Annotated in this window: 13 protein-coding genes; 4 read left to right on the top strand and 9 right to left on the bottom strand. The window is 65.1% G+C overall.

What is annotated here, in order from left to right:
- Positions 1-197: 197 nt before the first annotated feature.
- From OK015_RS02500 to OK015_RS02490, 3 genes are read left to right on the top strand one after another with little or no spacing between them, the layout of a single operon-like run.
- Positions 198-1958 (top strand): N-acyl-D-amino-acid deacylase family protein, encoded by a 1761-nt coding sequence (locus tag OK015_RS02500; protein WP_268129005.1) that lies wholly within the window; start codon positions 198-200, stop codon positions 1956-1958.
- An 11-nt stretch (positions 1959-1969) separates the two neighbouring features.
- A complete protein-coding gene (locus OK015_RS02495) occupies positions 1970-3328 on the top strand; it encodes an aromatic ring-hydroxylating oxygenase subunit alpha (protein ID WP_268129003.1) in 1359 nt (452 codons plus the stop codon).
- 49 nt (positions 3329-3377) lie between these two features.
- The gene (locus OK015_RS02490) at positions 3378-3755 is read left to right on the top strand and encodes a hypothetical protein (RefSeq protein ID WP_268129001.1); all 378 of its coding nucleotides are present in this window, start codon (positions 3378-3380) and stop codon (positions 3753-3755) included.
- A 54-nt stretch (positions 3756-3809) separates the two neighbouring features.
- Here OK015_RS02490 and OK015_RS02485 read toward each other — a convergent pair whose 3' ends face one another.
- The 5 genes from OK015_RS02485 to OK015_RS02465 all read right to left on the bottom strand — a co-directional run bounded on the left by OK015_RS02485 (position 3810) and on the right by OK015_RS02465 (position 10108).
- The gene (locus OK015_RS02485) at positions 3810-4907 is read right to left on the bottom strand and encodes a metallophosphoesterase (protein ID WP_268128999.1); all 1098 of its coding nucleotides are present in this window, start codon (positions 4905-4907) and stop codon (positions 3810-3812) included.
- On the bottom strand, positions 4897-5754 hold the full coding sequence (locus tag OK015_RS02480; RefSeq protein WP_268128998.1) for an ABC transporter permease: 858 nt from the start codon (positions 5752-5754) through the stop codon (positions 4897-4899). The genes OK015_RS02485 and OK015_RS02480 overlap by 11 nt, the downstream gene beginning before the upstream one ends.
- On the bottom strand, positions 5751-6479 hold the full coding sequence (locus tag OK015_RS02475) for an ABC transporter ATP-binding protein (RefSeq protein ID WP_326498540.1): 729 nt from the start codon (positions 6477-6479) through the stop codon (positions 5751-5753). Before OK015_RS02475 ends, OK015_RS02480 begins: the two co-directional genes overlap by 4 nt.
- Positions 6480-6556: 77 nt before the next feature.
- A complete protein-coding gene (locus OK015_RS02470; protein ID WP_268128995.1) occupies positions 6557-7549 on the bottom strand; it encodes an ABC transporter substrate-binding protein in 993 nt (330 codons plus the stop codon).
- Positions 7550-7729: 180 nt separating this feature from the next.
- Entirely contained in the window at positions 7730-10108 is a 2379-nt protein-coding gene (locus OK015_RS02465; RefSeq protein WP_268128993.1) for a hypothetical protein, read from the bottom strand.
- A 77-nt stretch (positions 10109-10185) separates the two neighbouring features.
- On the opposite strand from OK015_RS02465, the gene OK015_RS02460 reads away from it, so the two are divergent.
- Complete coding sequence (locus OK015_RS02460; protein ID WP_268128992.1) at positions 10186-11097, top strand: LysR family transcriptional regulator; 912 nt, start codon at positions 10186-10188, stop codon at positions 11095-11097.
- A 56-nt stretch (positions 11098-11153) separates the two neighbouring features.
- On the opposite strand, the gene OK015_RS02455 is transcribed toward OK015_RS02460, so the two are convergent.
- The 4 genes from OK015_RS02455 to OK015_RS02440 all read right to left on the bottom strand — a co-directional run bounded on the left by OK015_RS02455 (position 11154) and on the right by OK015_RS02440 (position 16092).
- Positions 11154-11741, bottom strand: a complete 588-nt coding sequence (locus OK015_RS02455) for a class I SAM-dependent methyltransferase (protein WP_326498539.1) — start codon at positions 11739-11741, stop codon at positions 11154-11156.
- Positions 11742-11810: 69 nt separating this feature from the next.
- Positions 11811-13361 carry a SulP family inorganic anion transporter gene (locus OK015_RS02450; protein ID WP_268128989.1) on the bottom strand — a complete coding sequence of 517 codons (1551 nt, stop codon included), beginning with the start codon at positions 13359-13361 and terminating at the stop codon, positions 11811-11813.
- 284 nt (positions 13362-13645) lie between these two features.
- Positions 13646-14974: a sensor histidine kinase gene (locus tag OK015_RS02445; protein WP_268128987.1), complete on the bottom strand. Its 1329-nt coding sequence runs from the start codon at positions 14972-14974 to the stop codon at positions 13646-13648.
- Positions 14975-15144: 170 nt separating this feature from the next.
- Positions 15145-16092 (bottom strand): NAD(P)/FAD-dependent oxidoreductase, encoded by a 948-nt coding sequence (locus OK015_RS02440; protein ID WP_268128985.1) that lies wholly within the window; start codon positions 16090-16092, stop codon positions 15145-15147.
- Between the last annotated feature and the right edge of the window lie 23 nt (positions 16093-16115).

Here is a 16115-nt window from a genome sequence, read left to right as displayed (position 1 = left end):
CGCCACCAGCCTGTCTGGTGGCGCGGGTCCCGTTGTTGGAAAGGCTCATCGACTGGATCAATCGCCGGGAAGCGCTTCACTATTTACGGTACGGGGCGTAGCGTAATGGGCGGCCGAGGCCGGGCGTTCCCCGGTCTCGTGTCCACCAGCTTCGGCCAGCCAGCCCATGGCGACCCCGGAAGACTCGGAGGAAACTCGTGTTCGACCTCAAAATCACCGGTGGCACTGTCGTCGACGGAACGGGTGCCGAGCGTTACCAGGCCGACATCGCCATCAAAGACGGCAAGATCGTCGACGTGGTGCGCCGCGGTGCCAGCGATCCCGCGATGGGCGGTGAAGCGGCCGAAACCATCGACGCGACAGGGCATGTGGTGGCCCCCGGTTTCGTCGATATCCACACCCACTACGACGGGCAGGTCAGCTGGGACAGCCTGCTGGAGCCGTCCAGCGGCCACGGTGTCACGACGCTCGTGACCGGCAACTGCGGCGTCGGCTTCGCCCCGGTGCGTCCGGGTAGTGAGCAGTGGTTGATCGAGTTGATGGAGGGTGTAGAGGACATCCCCGGCACCGCGCTGACCGAGGGCATCACCTGGGACTGGGAGACCTATCCGGAGTACCTCGACGCGATCGGCAAGCAGAACTACGCGGTCGACGTGGGTAGCCAGGTGGCGCACGGGGCCATTCGCGCCTACGCGATGGGCGAGCGGGGCGCCCGCAATGAGCCGGCCACGCCCGAGGACATCGCGGCGATGGGCCGCCTGGTCACCGAAGCGATCGAAGCCGGGGCGCTCGGCTTTTCGACGTCGCGCACGATGGGACACCGCGCGATGGACGGCGAGCCGGTGCCCGGCACGTTTGCCGCCGAGGACGAACTGTTCGGTCTCGGCCGGGCCATGGCGGCCGGGGGACAGGCGGTGTTCGAGCTGGCCCCGCAGGGATCCGCGGGCGAGGACATCGTCGCCCCGAAAAAGGAACTGGACTGGATGCGCCGGTTGAGCGGCGAGATCGACCGGCCGGTGTCGTTCGCGCTGATCCAGGTGGACGCCGATCCGAAATTGTGGCGCGAAATGATGGACCTCTCCGCGGACGCGCACGCCGAGGGCGCCCGACTGTACCCCCAGATCGCGGCGCGCCCGTTCGGCATGATGTTCGGATTCCAGGGCCACCACGGCTTCAGCCACCGGCCCACCTATCGCCGGCTGAAGGCCGAGTGCGGCCGCGAGGAACTCGGGCAGCGGCTGGCCGACCCCGCGGTGAAGGCCGCCATCCTGTCCGAAGACGACCTGCCCGCCGACCCGACCCTGTTGTTCGACGGCATGTTCGCGATGGTGCAACACTCCCTGAAACGGCTGTACGCTCTCGGCAACCCGCCGGACTACGAGCCCACCCCGGACCGCACCGTGGCCGCCATCGCCCAAGCCCGCGGCGAAGACCCGTTGTCCACGCTGTATGACCTGATGCTCGAACAGAACGCGACCGCGATGCTGATGCTGCCGCTGTTCAACTACTCCGACGGCAACCACGATGCGATCCGCGAGATGATGCTGCACCCGGCCGGCGTGCTGGGCCTGTCCGACGGCGGCGCGCACTGCGGAATGATCTGCGACGCTTCCTATCCCACGTTCCTGCTCACACACTGGGCGCGCGACCGGCACCGCGGCGAGAAGCTGTCGCTGGAACACGTGATCCGCAAGCAATCGCATGACACCGCCCACCTGTTCGGCCTCACCGACCGCGGCACCATCGAACGCGGCAAGAAAGCCGACCTCAACGTCATCGACATGAACGCGCTGACGCTGCACCCGGCCGCAATGGCCTGGGACCTGCCCGCCGGTGGCAACCGGATTCTGCAGGGGGCCAGCGGATACGCGGCGACCATCGTCAGCGGAACCGTGACCCGCCGCAAAGACGTCGACACCGGAGCACGGCCCGGGCGCTTGGTGCGCGGAGCACGCTAGGGCCCGCACACATGAAGGCAGCCGCGGGCAACCCGACGCGCAGCCGCGACGAGGACGCCATCGGCACCCCGCTGCCGGGCCCGACTTTGGTGCCGGCCGAGCGCTACTACTCAGCGGCGTTCGCGGCGCTGGAGATCGAGCGGATGTGGCCCAAGGTCTGGCAGCTGGCCTGCATGATCGACCACGTCGCGCAGCCGGGCGACTACTTCGAATACCGCTGCGGCCCATACGGGGTGCTGATCGTCCGCGGTGACGACGGCGTGCTGCGCGCATTCCAGAATGCCTGTCGCCATCGCGGCAACTCGCTGTGCACCGGCTCGGGTTCGGGATTGCGCGAGCTCAAATGCGGCTATCACGGTTGGGCCTGGGATCTGGCCGGCGTGCTCAAGCGGGTTCCCAATCGCAAAGGCTTCGGCGCGCTGCACATGTCCGACTTTCCGTTGCTGGCGGCCAAGGTGGAAAGCTGGCAAGGACTGGTCTTCGTCAACCTCGACGTCGACGCGATGCCGCTGATCGAGTACCTGGAGGCGGTCCCCCATGATATCGCCTGGTGTCAGCTCGAGGACTTCCGCTGCTACGCGACGCTCACGGTCGAGGTCGCGGCGAACTGGAAGACGATCGCCGACGGGTACAGCGAGACCTACCACATCCAGACCCTGCATCCGGAATTGCTGCGTTGCGTCGACGACATCCACGCGCCACAACAGATTTGGGGCCATACCGGCAAATCTGACCAGCCCTACGGCGTTCCGAGCCCGCGCTTCGAGGGCGCGCTGAGCGACGAAGAGGTCTGGGACGCTTACGTTTACACCCAGGGTGCGCTGATGGGGGCCGCCGAGGGCACCCCTTTCCCTGCCGACGAACGCCGACCCGGACAGACGGTCCAGGATCTGATCGCGGCACGCACCCGAGATTTCGCGGCCAGCCGGGGAGTCGACCTGGAGTGGGCCGACACCGACCGGGTCACCCGGCTGCACCAGTACAACGTGTTCCCGAACATGAGCTTTTTGGCCAACGCCGACCACTTGACGATCCTGTCCTCGCGTCCCGGCCCGGATCCCGATCACGGCGAGCTGGTCATGTTCCTGATGACGCGGATGGCGCCGGGCGCACCGCGCACCAAACCGACGGACGTGCGGATGTCCGCCGGGGAAGCCGAACCCGGCGTTGTGCTCACTCAAGACATTCAGGTGCTGCCGGGGTTGCAACGCGGCATGCACCAACCCGGGTTCACTCACCTGGTCCTCTCCGGCGAGGAGCGCCGGGTGATCAACATGCACCGCAATCTCGAGCGCTATCTCGACCTGCCGGCATCCGACCGGATGCGCGGCGGCATACCGGAACCCGGCGAATTCACGCGGCCAATTTAATCTGCGTCAGGTGCCCGAAATGGCCCCAACGGGTTTAGACTTCCCGCTTGTGACGACCGCGTCGAATCCCCGTGGTGACGAATCAGGACAGCTGCCACACCGATTGCATATGCGATATCAGGTCGTCGGCGAGCGGCGCGCGCGGCGCATGTGCCGATCATTCGCGGACGTGGGCGTCGACACCGGGCCGGTTCGCCTCCAGCAAATGCTTGCGGGCATGCCGGTTTCCGAAGAGGAAGTGACCGATGTCAATTTCGCGCTGATCGCGACGCAGCTGAAGCGCGACGAGCGCAACGCGAAACGCAAACAACTCCAGCGCCAGGGCACCCGCTCACTGATGTTTGCCGGAATGATCCTGCTCGTGCTCAACTTCCTGTTCTGCCTCGCCTACGTCATGCTCAATCTGACGGATCAGGCCCCGCTCTGAGCTTTCGGAGCGATCAGCGCGGCGCGACCACTGCGCTGCCGGTGTGCGCGTAAGTCAGCGCCACTGAAAGGGCCGGGGCACGGTGATTGTCCGCTCCGCAGGCTGATACCAACCCTGGGAGGCGTGCTGATCGGTGTGTAGGTAGCACTGCACGCTTGCTTGACAGCTGCCCGGTGTGAAGGTCAACAACCTGCTGATGGGCAGCGTGGTCAGCGGCATGTGGTGACGGCTCAGCGAGGCGACGTTGAGGAACCACGTTCCCCAGCGTCGTTCGATGTGGGTCTTGCCGCCGTAGTTGTCGTCGGGGTGAGTATGCGTGTGTCCGGCGATCCACACCGCCACGCGGCCAGGGTGTTCGGCGAGGAAGCTCTCGAATAGCGCGGAGTCTGGCCGGCTATCGACCCAGTAGAGATAGGACGCTCCGTTCGGCGTGCCTGCTGCGAAGGGCCGGTGGTAATGCTCGTGCCATTGCCCGTCGGCCCCCTTGCGAACCCCTTCCCATTCACCCGAAGCGACGGTCGTGTTCTTGAGGACGTAGTGATGCACCGAGACGACGTTGAGATCGGGGTGTCGCAACACCATGTCCCGCCACCATTGGTAGGTCTCACCGCTGACCACGCCGCCGGGATTTCCGCCCAGCGTCCCGCGGCCGATCCGCTGGGTCGGCTCGTTACGGTCGCTCATCATCAGGAAGAGCAGATTGCCTACCTGAAACGAGTACCGCTCCCAGGACCCCGTGATCGGAAAGCGACGCGCTTGCGGATCGACGCCGGAGGTCTCGGTGTGCTCGCCCAGCGGATCGATCCATTTGCGCCACCACCAACCCTCGGGCTCGTCCAGGCCGCTGCGGTCGTGATTGCCGCACACGCTGTAGATGTCCTCGCGGCGGTGCCCGCGCAGCGCGCCAAACTGTCGGGAGACTTCCCGTCCCTCGTTGTCATCGGGCAGGCTGTGGTGGGCACCCGACATGTCTCCGACGTCGAGGGCCAGATCCCACTCGAACGGTGGCCCACCAGCCGAGCCGCCGCGCTCGGAGTGAATGATGGCTTCCGCCAAGCTGTCACGGCCGTAGTGCTTATCGGTGCCCACGTGCGCATCACCGAACGCCCACAGCCGAAACGGTGTCCGCCCCCCGTTCTCGTCAGGCGTCATGGTCGCCCAGCAGACCCCACCGCCGCCGGACCTGCAGGTCCGCGAAGCTGAAAACGGCATCGACGACGATGCCGAGCACGAGGATCACGGTCATGATGGCGATCGCCGAAGGCATGTCAGTCAGATTCTGCGCGTTCTCCAGCAGCACGCCGATCGAGGAAGTGTTGGCGACCAAGACGACGAGCTCACCGGCCATCAAGCTGCGCCACGCGAAAGCCCAGCCCTGCTTCAGTCCGACGACGAACATCGGCAGGGCGCCCGGCACTATCACGTGTCGGTATAAGGCGATTGATCGCAGCTGCAGTGTTGTCGCCGCCCGCAGTAGCAGCGGCGAGATGTGATCGACACCGGAGATCACTCCGATCGCGACGGACGGAGCGGCGCCGATAACGATGACGAACAGGATCGCCGAGGTGTTCAAGCCGAAGAAGATGATGGCGAACGGAAACCACGCGATCGCGGGCATCGTCTGCAGGCCGGTGATCAGGGGACCGACGGCGGTGCGCAGCAGTCGGTTTCGGGCGATGAGCGCCCCGGCCATGGAACCGATCAGGGCAGCGAGGGCGAAGCCGACCACCGCGCGGCCCATCGTCGTTGCGACAGCCTGCCACAGCAGCACGCCGCGCAGCTGATGCCACAAGTTTTCGGCAACTGCGGCGGGGCCGGGTAATACGAACGAAGGCTTCCACCCGCTGAGGACGATCAGCTCCCAGACGGCAAGAACCACGGCAATTGCCAATAGTTTCGGCCCAAGAGCGGCCGCGAACCGGTGCATAAGTCCGCCGTGAGCCGGTCCGGCGTCGCCCGGCTCCGCGGCCCGGACGACATCGCCCAGATCGGCTGTCATTGAGCACTTCCGCTTCGATTGAGTCGCTCGGTGATGTGTGCCGCAAGTTGCGCCACCGCCACGGTATTGATGTCGCGCGGGCGGGGCAGCGCCACGGTGAATTCCTCGAGGACCGTTGCAGGCCGTTCACTCAACAGGACAACACGATCGGCGAGGCGCACCGCCTCGCGCACGTTATGCGTGACAAAGAGTACTGTCAGGTTGCGGTCCAACACAATTCGCTCCAACTCGCCTTGCAGTCGGTCGCGGGTCAGGGCATCCAGGGCGGCGAACGGCTCGTCCATGAGCAGCACGTCGGCGTCTTGTGCGAGGGCGCGCGCCAGCGCTACCCGCTGCTGCATACCGCCGGACAATTGGTGCGGCCGTTTGTCGGCGAAGTCCGCCAGCCCAACGGTGTCCAATATCTCGCGGGCACGCTCACGCCGTTGCCGGCGCGGCCCCACCCGCGTTCGCAGGGCCAACTCCACGTTGGCCGCGGCCGTCAGCCACGGGAACAGTGCGGGCGCTTGGAACATCATCGCGATACGGTGCGCGTCGGTGTCCACCGATCCACCCGAGGGTTTGTCGAGCCCGGCGACCAGCGATAACAATGTGCTCTTGCCGCAGCCGGAAACACCGACGACACAGACGAACTCCCCAGCCCGTACGCTCAGGGACAGTGGCCCCAGCGCAGCGATGTACCCCCGACCTTTTCCGTAGCGCTTGATTACCCGCTCCAGCTGCACTGCGAGGGCTGGCTGCGACGAATCTGGTCCGGCTGCAAATTGATTCGGCACGTCTCTACCCAGAATCATTGCGCCATTCACGCCGCTACCGCCGGCTTACCCGCCGCCGCAAGCTCGCGATTGAGCGGACCGAAATCAAAAATGCCGTCGAGGTTGAGGGGCTGCAACAAGCCCACGGCGACACCCTTACGAATCTGGTCGTTCAGAGACTGCACGCCCGGGTCGTTGGTGAACGTCGTCTCCTGGAACGATGCGCTCAACACCTCGGGTGCAAGCCCGTTACCCAAGGCCTTGGTCAGGGTGGCGTTGGCCGCTCGGGCCGCCGCATCGGGATTGCCATGGATCGCGTCATTGGCCTCGATCTGGCCGCGCACCAGGCCCGCGACGGCATCGGGATGCGCGGACAGAAATTCTTGCCGGACAACCAAAATGGTGATGGTGTTGGGGTCCGACCAGAGGCGCACTCCGCCGGCGTTGACCAACTGCACATCGTAGGGGGCAGACTCGAGGGCACCGTCGATCTGATTGCTGATGAACTGTTGGATGATTGCCGACTCGGGGGCCGTCGGTTTGATCGCGACGTCCCCGCCGCCTTGCGGGTTTGTTTTCAAGCCGTTCTTCAGCAGCCACTCGCGCAGGCTGACATCCTGGGCGCCGCCGAGCGCGGGATCGGCGACGGTCTTGCCGCGCAGGTCCGCCGCGGAGTTGATGCCGGGCTTGACGACCATTGAGGTCCCACCCGCGGCGGAGCCGGAGACGATCTTGATCGCGGTGCCGTTGGACTTCTGCCAGGCGTTGAACGCAGGGTTCGGGCCGATGTAAGCGGCATCGAGTTGGCCCGACAGCAACGCGGTGGTTTCCGCGGTCCCTTGGCTGAACGGCTGCGGCTCGAACTTGACCCCCGGCCCGAGGCTCCTGGCGAACGCGCCGTTGTCGATGCCAACGAGCGCGGACGCGTGGGTGATTCGGGTCAAGTACCCCACCCGCACGGTGACACCGGACGACGTGGGCGTCGGGGCATTGCTGGAGCACCCGACCAGGACCGCGGCTGTGGTTAGCGCGGAAATCATTGCCGCATAGGCAACTTTTGAGTGAGACACGGGTTCTCCAGAGGATGAGGGGTTGGAACGGTCCAGACGACCGGATTGGTCAAGCGGCGACAAACGAACTCGGACAGGCCGCTGAGGTCATGCGGCCGAAATCAACGTGCCGACGCCGTGTCAGGACCGGTTGGCCCATCATCTTTCCCATCAGCGCGGCTCCGTTCGGGGCCGAGCTATGAAGAGCGGACTGGTCCACACTTGATGACCGTCACTTTGCCTGGCGCGCAGATAGATCGCGCTGTGTTCCGGTGGTAGACCCACCGTCAGCGTCCCGGTCACGCTACTAGGCAGTCTCGATGGATCGGCGATGCGCTCAGCCCGGATTCGCAGGTTGAGACCGCCCGCGCTCTGTTCCTGCCAGGACTGTGCGATGAGATCCGCACCGGTGACGGTCATCGTCGTTCGATGATCGTCTTCAATGACTGTGGCATCGATATGCAATCGTGCCCGCGCGACGTCGCCAAGGCGCATGATCACACCGATGTCGGCACCGTAGGTGACGGTACGCCAGCTGACCGTTTGGCCGGTCGTCTCGATGATCTGCTCGGGATGTGTTGCGGCCCAGGGTGTCACCGCATCGACGCTGGCGCCACTGACGCTGAGTTCGCCCGCCCACGTCGCCCAGCGGTAGCGGTCCCGGTGCCGGGCGCCGCCCCAGCGAATCCGCACCAGCGAGTCCGACAACCCGGTCTCGGCGTTCATGTCGCGCCGCCAGAGTAACCCCTGGGTGTCGTAGATAAGCAGATCTTCCCAGCCGGCGCCACCGTAGATCGCGTAGTTGACGTCGAGTTCGTCAGCGGCGGTGAGGATCTCATCGCCCATCCAATTATCGCCGCTACGCAGCAGCGCGACCGCGCGGGTGCCCGTGGTCGCCCAGGTCCGCCGCGAGCGAAGTGCCCGACCGACGTGTTCGGCGGTCAGATCCGGGGCGAGCACGCCGGTCAGGCCACCGTGGCCACCGAAAATGTTGGCTCCCGGAACGCCGCCGCCCGGCCGGCCGCGATGTTCGTCGCTGGCGGCGCTGGCACCGACCTTGAGCCCGCGAGCAAGCGCATCCTCGAGGAACCACGGGCTGCTGCCCCAGCTGGAATGCACCTCGATCAAACGCTCCAATTCGGGATGATGCCAATCCAGCACGGCGCGCCGGCCGCCAACGTGCGGGATCAGCAGATAGGAGTCTGGATCTTTTTCGTACGCGGCATACAGCTGTGTGATAGGCCAGGTTTGCGGAGTCGGCGCGGTGGCGGTCATGCCTTGGCGCCACTCCAAACTCCTTGCGACCGTGGTGTCCTCGCCGAGAAACACCACATTGTGATCACCGCCCACGCCGGCGTTTCCGCACCATTCCACACCGGGGAAGCAGACGAACTGGCCGTCTTGGGACGCCGCGCGGCAGGAGGCGACAACTTCCGACCAGGCGTCGTCGGTGATCTGAAAGTCGTTGGCGGTGTAGCCGAGGACGTCGAGGGCGCCGATATCACGACCGTACCGGAGGTTCCAGTCCGTGCTTTGTGTTCCGACCGTGTCGTTGGAATGCACATGGAGATCGCAGAAATAGGCCCGCGGCGCGGGCAGATCCCCGACGACATCGATCTCGGCGATCGCCGGCCCGAATGTCGCGGTGCCGATCTGCGCGCTTACCCGAATAGAGCCCGAATGCGCCGGCACGCTCACCACGGCGTGAGCCCAACCGCTCGCCGGTGTCTGTGCGGTGGCGAGGTTCGGACCGTCGACGGCGGCATGATCCTCCGCGCGCACAATTGCGGGCACGTCACGGCAGGCGTTACCCCAGCGGTCCTGCAGGTGGGCGTGCAACTGCACCGTTGTCGTGCTCGGGCCGACCACACGTGGGCCCTGCACCACCAGGTTCGCCGGCGGCCCCGCAATGATGGCGATTTTCGCCACGGCGGCGTGCGCCATGCGGGACGTGCCGAGCGGATCGACGAACAGATGCACCTCGAAGTCGTCCTCGACAAAAGTCTGCACCCGGGTGCCGGGCCCGCCGTAACGCCGGTCACCGAGTCGGATCTCGATGACATCGCCGGGGCGCAGGTAGCCGTCCACCACGTGAATTAACAATGACTTCTGGAACGGCCGCTCGCCCCCCTTCACGTCGTAGCGGAGAGTGAGGCGTTGGGCGGTGGCGACGCCTTCTTGCGACGCTCCGCCGATCAGCGATCGTTTGACCAGTGTTGCGGTCGCGAAATCACGACCGGCGGGCTCGGTGGTTTGTAAATCCCAGTCCGAGTAGTAGCGGAAGCACAACTTCAGCCATCCGCTGTCGGCTATGCCGGATCGCCCGACCGTGTAGGTGAAGCTGAGTTCCTCGACGGCGCCGGCCGTGGCCGTCGGCGTCTGACACGTCAACGATCCGAGGAAGGGCAGCGCCTCGAATTCCGCGTTGACACGCTTGCGTACCTGCACGGACGAGCAGTCATTGGTGCGCAACCCGGCTTGGGCACGCAGGGTCGCGACGGGGGCAACGGCCGCGGCCGGCCGTTCGTCGTGCCAGGCGCCTGCAGGCATGCGCCAATTCTCGGGTTCTCGCACTTAGACGTCCAGCGCATAGATATGATTCGATAAATCACTGAGAGTGATCAATAGTGAATCTCCAACAACTCCGCTACGTGCTGGCCGTCGCCGAAACGCGCAGTTTCACTCGCGCGGCGGCCAGCCTCTATGTCGTCCAATCCGCGTTGAGTCAGCAGGTGCGCAAACTCGAGGACGAATTGGGCGTCCAGATCTTCAACCGCACCACGCGGACGGTGTCGCTTACGCACGCGGGTGACGCCTTGATGCCGTTGTTCCGGCAGGTCATCGCCGGGGTCGACCAGATCACCGTCGACGCGCAAGCGTTGCGCGGCGCGGTGACCGGCCGGCTCACCGTCGGGATGATGGAGATTCCTTCGGAGAGCCTGGATGTCGCCGCGCTCATGGCGACCTTCCACACGCGTTACCCGGATGTCACGGTGACGCTGCGCAGCGGGGGTAGCGACCTTCTCGTCCAAGCAACGCGTGATCGCAAACTCGACGTGGCGATCGTGGGCTCCAACGTCGCGCGGTCGGGCGACCGACTTTCGTTCGAGCACTTATTCGCCGAGTCGCTCGTCGCCGTGCTACCGATCCAGAACGGGCTTGCCGCCAGTCCGGCCGTCGCCCTGAGCGATTTGGCCGAGTTTCCGTTCATCGACTTCCCGCCGGGGTACGGCTTGCGCCACGAGACCGACCGCGGATTCGCCGGCGTCCAGCGTCGCGTCGCCTTCGAAGTCACCCGCGTCGACGAGGTCATTCATTTCGTGTGCGAGGGCCTGGGTGTGGCACTGCTACCCGAATCGGTGGCGCGCAACCGCGCCGAAGCCAATCCCGAGCTCGTACTGCGCCCCGTGCGGGGAGCGTTGTTGCAACGGGAAGTTCACCTCGTCGCGCCACACGCCGAGCTGCGCTCCGCCGCGACACACGCCTTCATCCGCTGCGTACACGAACACATCGCCCAACGGGCGCACTCCACGGCCTAGTTGGTCCGGGATCACTCACCAACACGAAACTGCATGAGAACAACCATGTTTGGCAATCACCAACCGGCCCTGCGAAAGCGCACGATGTCGTGCCATCGATTTCCGCTCGCTTCGACGAAGTCGAAATCCTCGGGCTCGGCGAGATCGCGCAATTCCCGGACGCTCATCCGGTCCGGGTCGGGGAACGCCTCAGCGAAGACGAGTTGGCCCCCCGGCTTCAGCACCTGCCCCAGCGAACGGATGCATGCTGGTTTGTCGGGGACCTCGCCGATCACCGCCGCGAGGAAGGCGACGTCGAAAGTGTCTTCGGGGTAGGGAAACCCGTCACTTGCCTCGCCTGACGTAAACCCGACATCGTGGAAACCGGCCAGCTCGAGTCGTCGCCGCGCCTTGTCCAGCATCTCGGGCTGAAGGTCGAATAAGTCGAGTCGCCCGTAGGTGAGCCGGCGAGCGATCTGCACGCTGTAGAAGCCCGGGCCAGGCCCGACTTCCAGCACGTGTTCAGATCCGGTGAGGCCTACGCTGTCGATCTTGCGCGCCGGATTCGACAACACCCGGCGAACCGGGTTGTTCAGCAGGAACGCCGCCTGATGCGGGTAAGGCGCGGCGCCTTTGTGGCGCCTCTTGTGCAGCAGGGCATCCATCCAGGTCGTCGACATTGTGTCTCCTAACTCATCGTCTGAGTTAGGGTAGCCTAAGTAAACCGGGTTGCGCTAGGGCTGCTCAGGAGCAGCCTGGCCCGGCATCGAGTGGCCCACCGCCACCGCACCACGGATCACGACCGTTCCACCCGTCGCGTGATGCTGCCGCTGCCAGTCGCTAATCGCCTGGTGCGCAGCGTGATCCAAATAGCTGGTCAGCAGATGGACGGTGACCGTAGTGCGCTCCGGGACGGACGCCAACACGCGGGTAAGCCTGGGCAGGGCAAGGAACGTGCACGCTCCCTCGACGACTACCCGCCATTCGTCGCCCGCCGGCGACGCCTCGATCTTGGTCCGGATCACCCGCCATCCGGTCAGCGCGATAGCCAGGGCGAATCCGATCATCACGCCGTGCAGCAGATTCATGAAAACGACGGCGACGACGGTCACCAGATAGACGGTCAAATCGCCCGTCTTCATGGCGGTTTCGATGTGCGCCGGCTGCAGCAACTGCATTCCGATGACAATCAGCAGACCGGCGAGAGCCGCGGCCGGGATCTGCTCCACCAATTCCGCGAACGGAATCGCGAACAGCAGGATCCAGAAGCCGTGCATGATCGTCGAGGCGCGGGTTTTCGCACCCGCGTGGACGTTCGCCGCGCTGCGCACGATGACACCGGCGATGGGAAGGCCACCGATCGCCCCGGACACGATGTTCGAGACGCCCTGTCCGATCAACTCGCGATTGAAGTCTGTGCGCGGTCCGTGGTGCATTCTGTCGATCGACACCGCCGTCAGCAGGCTCTGCACGCTGGTGATGAGCGTTACCGTGATGATGCCGACAACGACGGCACCCCAATTTCCTTGTGGAATGGTGGGCAGTTGCAGCGCTTCCAGCACCGACCCGTCCAGCTCAATCCTGGATACGTGGAACGGAAAGACCAGCGAGACAACCGTCACCACCACGATCGCGATCAGCGGGCCGGGAACGGCGGCCACCTTGGCGGGAGCCCATCGCCAGGCGATCATGATGCCGATCACAAGCAGGCCCAGCAGGACTCCGGGCCGATGTGCGTTCACAATTTGCTGAGGCAGCTCAATGACGTTGCGCCAGGCCGTGCTTTTGGACTCCCCACCCAGCAATACATGCGCCTGCTGAAGTGCGATGGTGATGCCGATCCCGGCCAGCATCGCGTGCACGACGACGGGCGAGATCGCCAGGGCGGCCCGCGCAACCCGGCTGAACCCCAACAAAACCTGCATGACACCGGCGCAGGCGGTAATGAAACACGCTATTCCCCAGCCGAATTCACCGATCAGATCGGCTACCACGACAGTCAGGCCGGCTGCGGGACCACTCACCTGCAGCGGCGAACCCCCGATGGCTCCACCCACGATTCCGCCGACGATCGCGGCGATCAGACCGGCAAGCACTGGCGCGTCGGAAGCGATCGCGATCCCCAGCGACAGCGGAAGCGCGACTAAGAAGACGACAAGCGACGAGGACAGGTCGTGCCGGAAAACCGGGCGCAGCCGCTCCCGCAGTGACCTGGATCGATCCCCGACAGTTCGCCCTTCGGGCTGTTCGATGAGTTGCACCGGTACCTCCCTCGTTGGGTTCATCTGGGAGACGTACGGAGTATCGCCCCGCCCAGCGATAGCTAACGTCGACGTAACAAGCTGGTACACAGACGATTACGCGATTTCACCAACTCCGTTGTTCGGCTGGGATCGCCTGGCTTCTGTTCGAAGGTATGTGCGCCACCAGCGCGGGTCAACCGGACAAGCCGGGCGCATATGGAATGCAAATTTTTTGGTCACACCGTTACGAATTCGCAATGGGCGGTGACATAAGTCTCTATTGGCACTAAATCGTTTGGCTTGCTGGATATTTCACATTGTTTGGTTCAGGCAGGGCCGCGACCGTCACCCGCGAGCTTCAGGAGAAGTCGTGATCCGCCCAGCGGACTGCCGTGCAGAGACGCTTTCCCGCCATGCAATTCGGCCTGTTGGGCGACCAGTGCCAAGCCCAGCCCGGAACCCGATCGCGATGCCGTCGACCCGCGGGAGAAGCGTTCGAATACCGCGGTGCGTTCCTCTTCGGGCACGCCGGTGCCGTTGTCGTCGACCGCGATTTCCACACCTTCGCCAGAGCTGCTCACGGTGAGTTGAATCTTGGAAGCACCTCCGTGTTTGACTGCGTTGGCGATGGCATTGTCGATCACCAGCCGCAGGCCCGTGGGCAATCCCACCATCAATACGGTGGGCGACGGTACCAGCGACACCTCCACATCGGGGTAACTGCGAGGGGCGTCGTGCGCGGCGCGATCCAGGAGTTCGGTGATGTCAAACGGGACGAAGTCGTCGACGGTGGTCAGCTCGCCCTGCGCCAGTCTCTCCAGCGCGGTGAGCGTTGCTTCGATGCGGCTCTGAGTGCGGATAACGTCGCCGATGACCTCCTCGCGCTGCTCGGCGGCCAGCTCCAAAGTAGACAGCACCTCCAGGTTGGTGCGCATGGCAGTCAGCGGGGTGCGTAGCTCGTGCGAGGCAACAGCGGCGAAGTCGCGGGCCGACTCGAGGGCGGCCCTGGTGCGTTGCTGCTCGTTGCCGATGCGGTCCAACATCTGTTCGACCGCTTCGGCTATCTCGACGGCCTCACGCACGCCGCGCACCTGCACCTCGTCGGGACTGGATTGGGCATTGATGGCACGCGCTTGCCGGGCCAGCAGCACGAAGGGATTGACCATGATCAGCGAGATCACCCAGCCGACCACGATCGTGCCGCCGATGACGCCGGCGCAGATCAACAACACCCGCAGGTGCAGTTCGTTGATCCGGTGTTGAGCCTCGGCCAGCGGTGCGGCGAGCGCAATCGAAACCGGGCCCGCGGTAAAGGTGCGGACGCGGTATTGCACGCCGTTGATGGTGGTGTTCGCATACCCGTTCGCGAGTTTGGGCAGCACGATGTTGCTGGGCACCGACACCGTCAACTCCCCGATGCGTGCGGTGCGTACCAGGTTGCCGTCCGGCGTCGGCCGATCGGGAATGCTCTGGTGCGGGCTGTTGAGCAATGTGTTGATGTCGCCCAGGCTGCTAACGGAATCCAGTCGCCGGTCGAGCTGGCTGTATTGATCGTTGGTGACGCCCACCCACACCCACACGCCCAGCGTGAAGACCAGGGCGATCACTCCCAATTGGGCAACGATGACGATCGTGCGCAAAGACAACACACGCATCGGCAGTCGAATTTTTCTCAACGCGAGAATGTTGGGCTCCCTTACTGAGCTACTGCTGCTTCGCGACCATCATGGCTCATTTACCGTCTACCGGATCGCTCCACCGCATGACGCCGAAGGCGTGTTGAGATCGCAGATCTGAAGTAGTTTGTGGTGCAACAGCTTTCGACTCACGCGAGAGTCAACTCGCTGGGCAGGCCGCCGCCGCACGCGGCCTGTGCGAGTAGTTCGCCGAGTAATGGCCCGAACTTCATCAGGTTGCTGCCGACGAATGCGACCGCTGAGCCCCGGCGCACCGCCATCCACCCATCCCCTCCCGCGTCGAGCCACGGAGCGCGCACCGAGACGCAGTCCACCTGGCCCACCGGCGATAGCGACGGGAAGAGCGCGCGCACGCCGGCGGGCTCCGGTATCTGCTGACCAAACGCCCAGCGGCCGGTGCTGCCGAGAGGTAGTCCGTACCCCTCGGGCGCCGACAGGCAGGCCGCACCGGTGGCGTCCGCGCCCTGGTAGGTGAAGCGGGTATGGGGGACGAATTCGACATCGAGCGGGCCGAACAGTTCCGGTGTCTGGGCTCCCACGCAGACCAGGACTTGGTCGCCCCGCAGCACGGTGCCATCCGCCAGACGGACCGAGCCGTCGTCGGCGAGCGAAACGACCCGGCCACGCCGTATCTCCACCCGGGCCGCCAAGGCGGCCAGCGCACGGCGGATACGCAGGCTGCCACCGAGGGGATCGAAGATCCCGGCCTCCCACGGAGCGGCGACGAAGGGGATCCGCATCTCGATCTCGTCGCGGTCAAGCCAGGAGAACTCGGCGCCGGCCGCCGTCATCGCCGCCGCGGTCTCCTCCGCGGGAGCCGCCGCGATGAACCCCTCGGAACCGAGCAGCCGCCCGACGTCAAACTCGGTCTCCCAGCGCTGCCAGCCGGCGCGGGCCTGGATCGCGAGCCCGCACAGCGCCGAACGCTGATGTGCGATGCGAAAGATGCGCGCCAGACCCGCGGACTGTTCGGCGAACGGCTCGCCGCGTTCGTACACGACCACTTGCTGTCCGCGCCGTGACAACTCGTAGGCGGCGGCAAGCCCGCATATTCCCGCGCCAACCACGATGATCACGTAAATACCTCCACGACAAAGGA

The sequence above is a fragment of the Mycobacterium sp. Aquia_216 genome (assembly GCF_026723865.1).
In the GTDB taxonomy this organism is placed as follows: Bacteria; Actinomycetota; Actinomycetes; order Mycobacteriales; family Mycobacteriaceae; genus Mycobacterium.
This window is presented reverse-complemented; position numbering and strand designations above follow the sequence as displayed.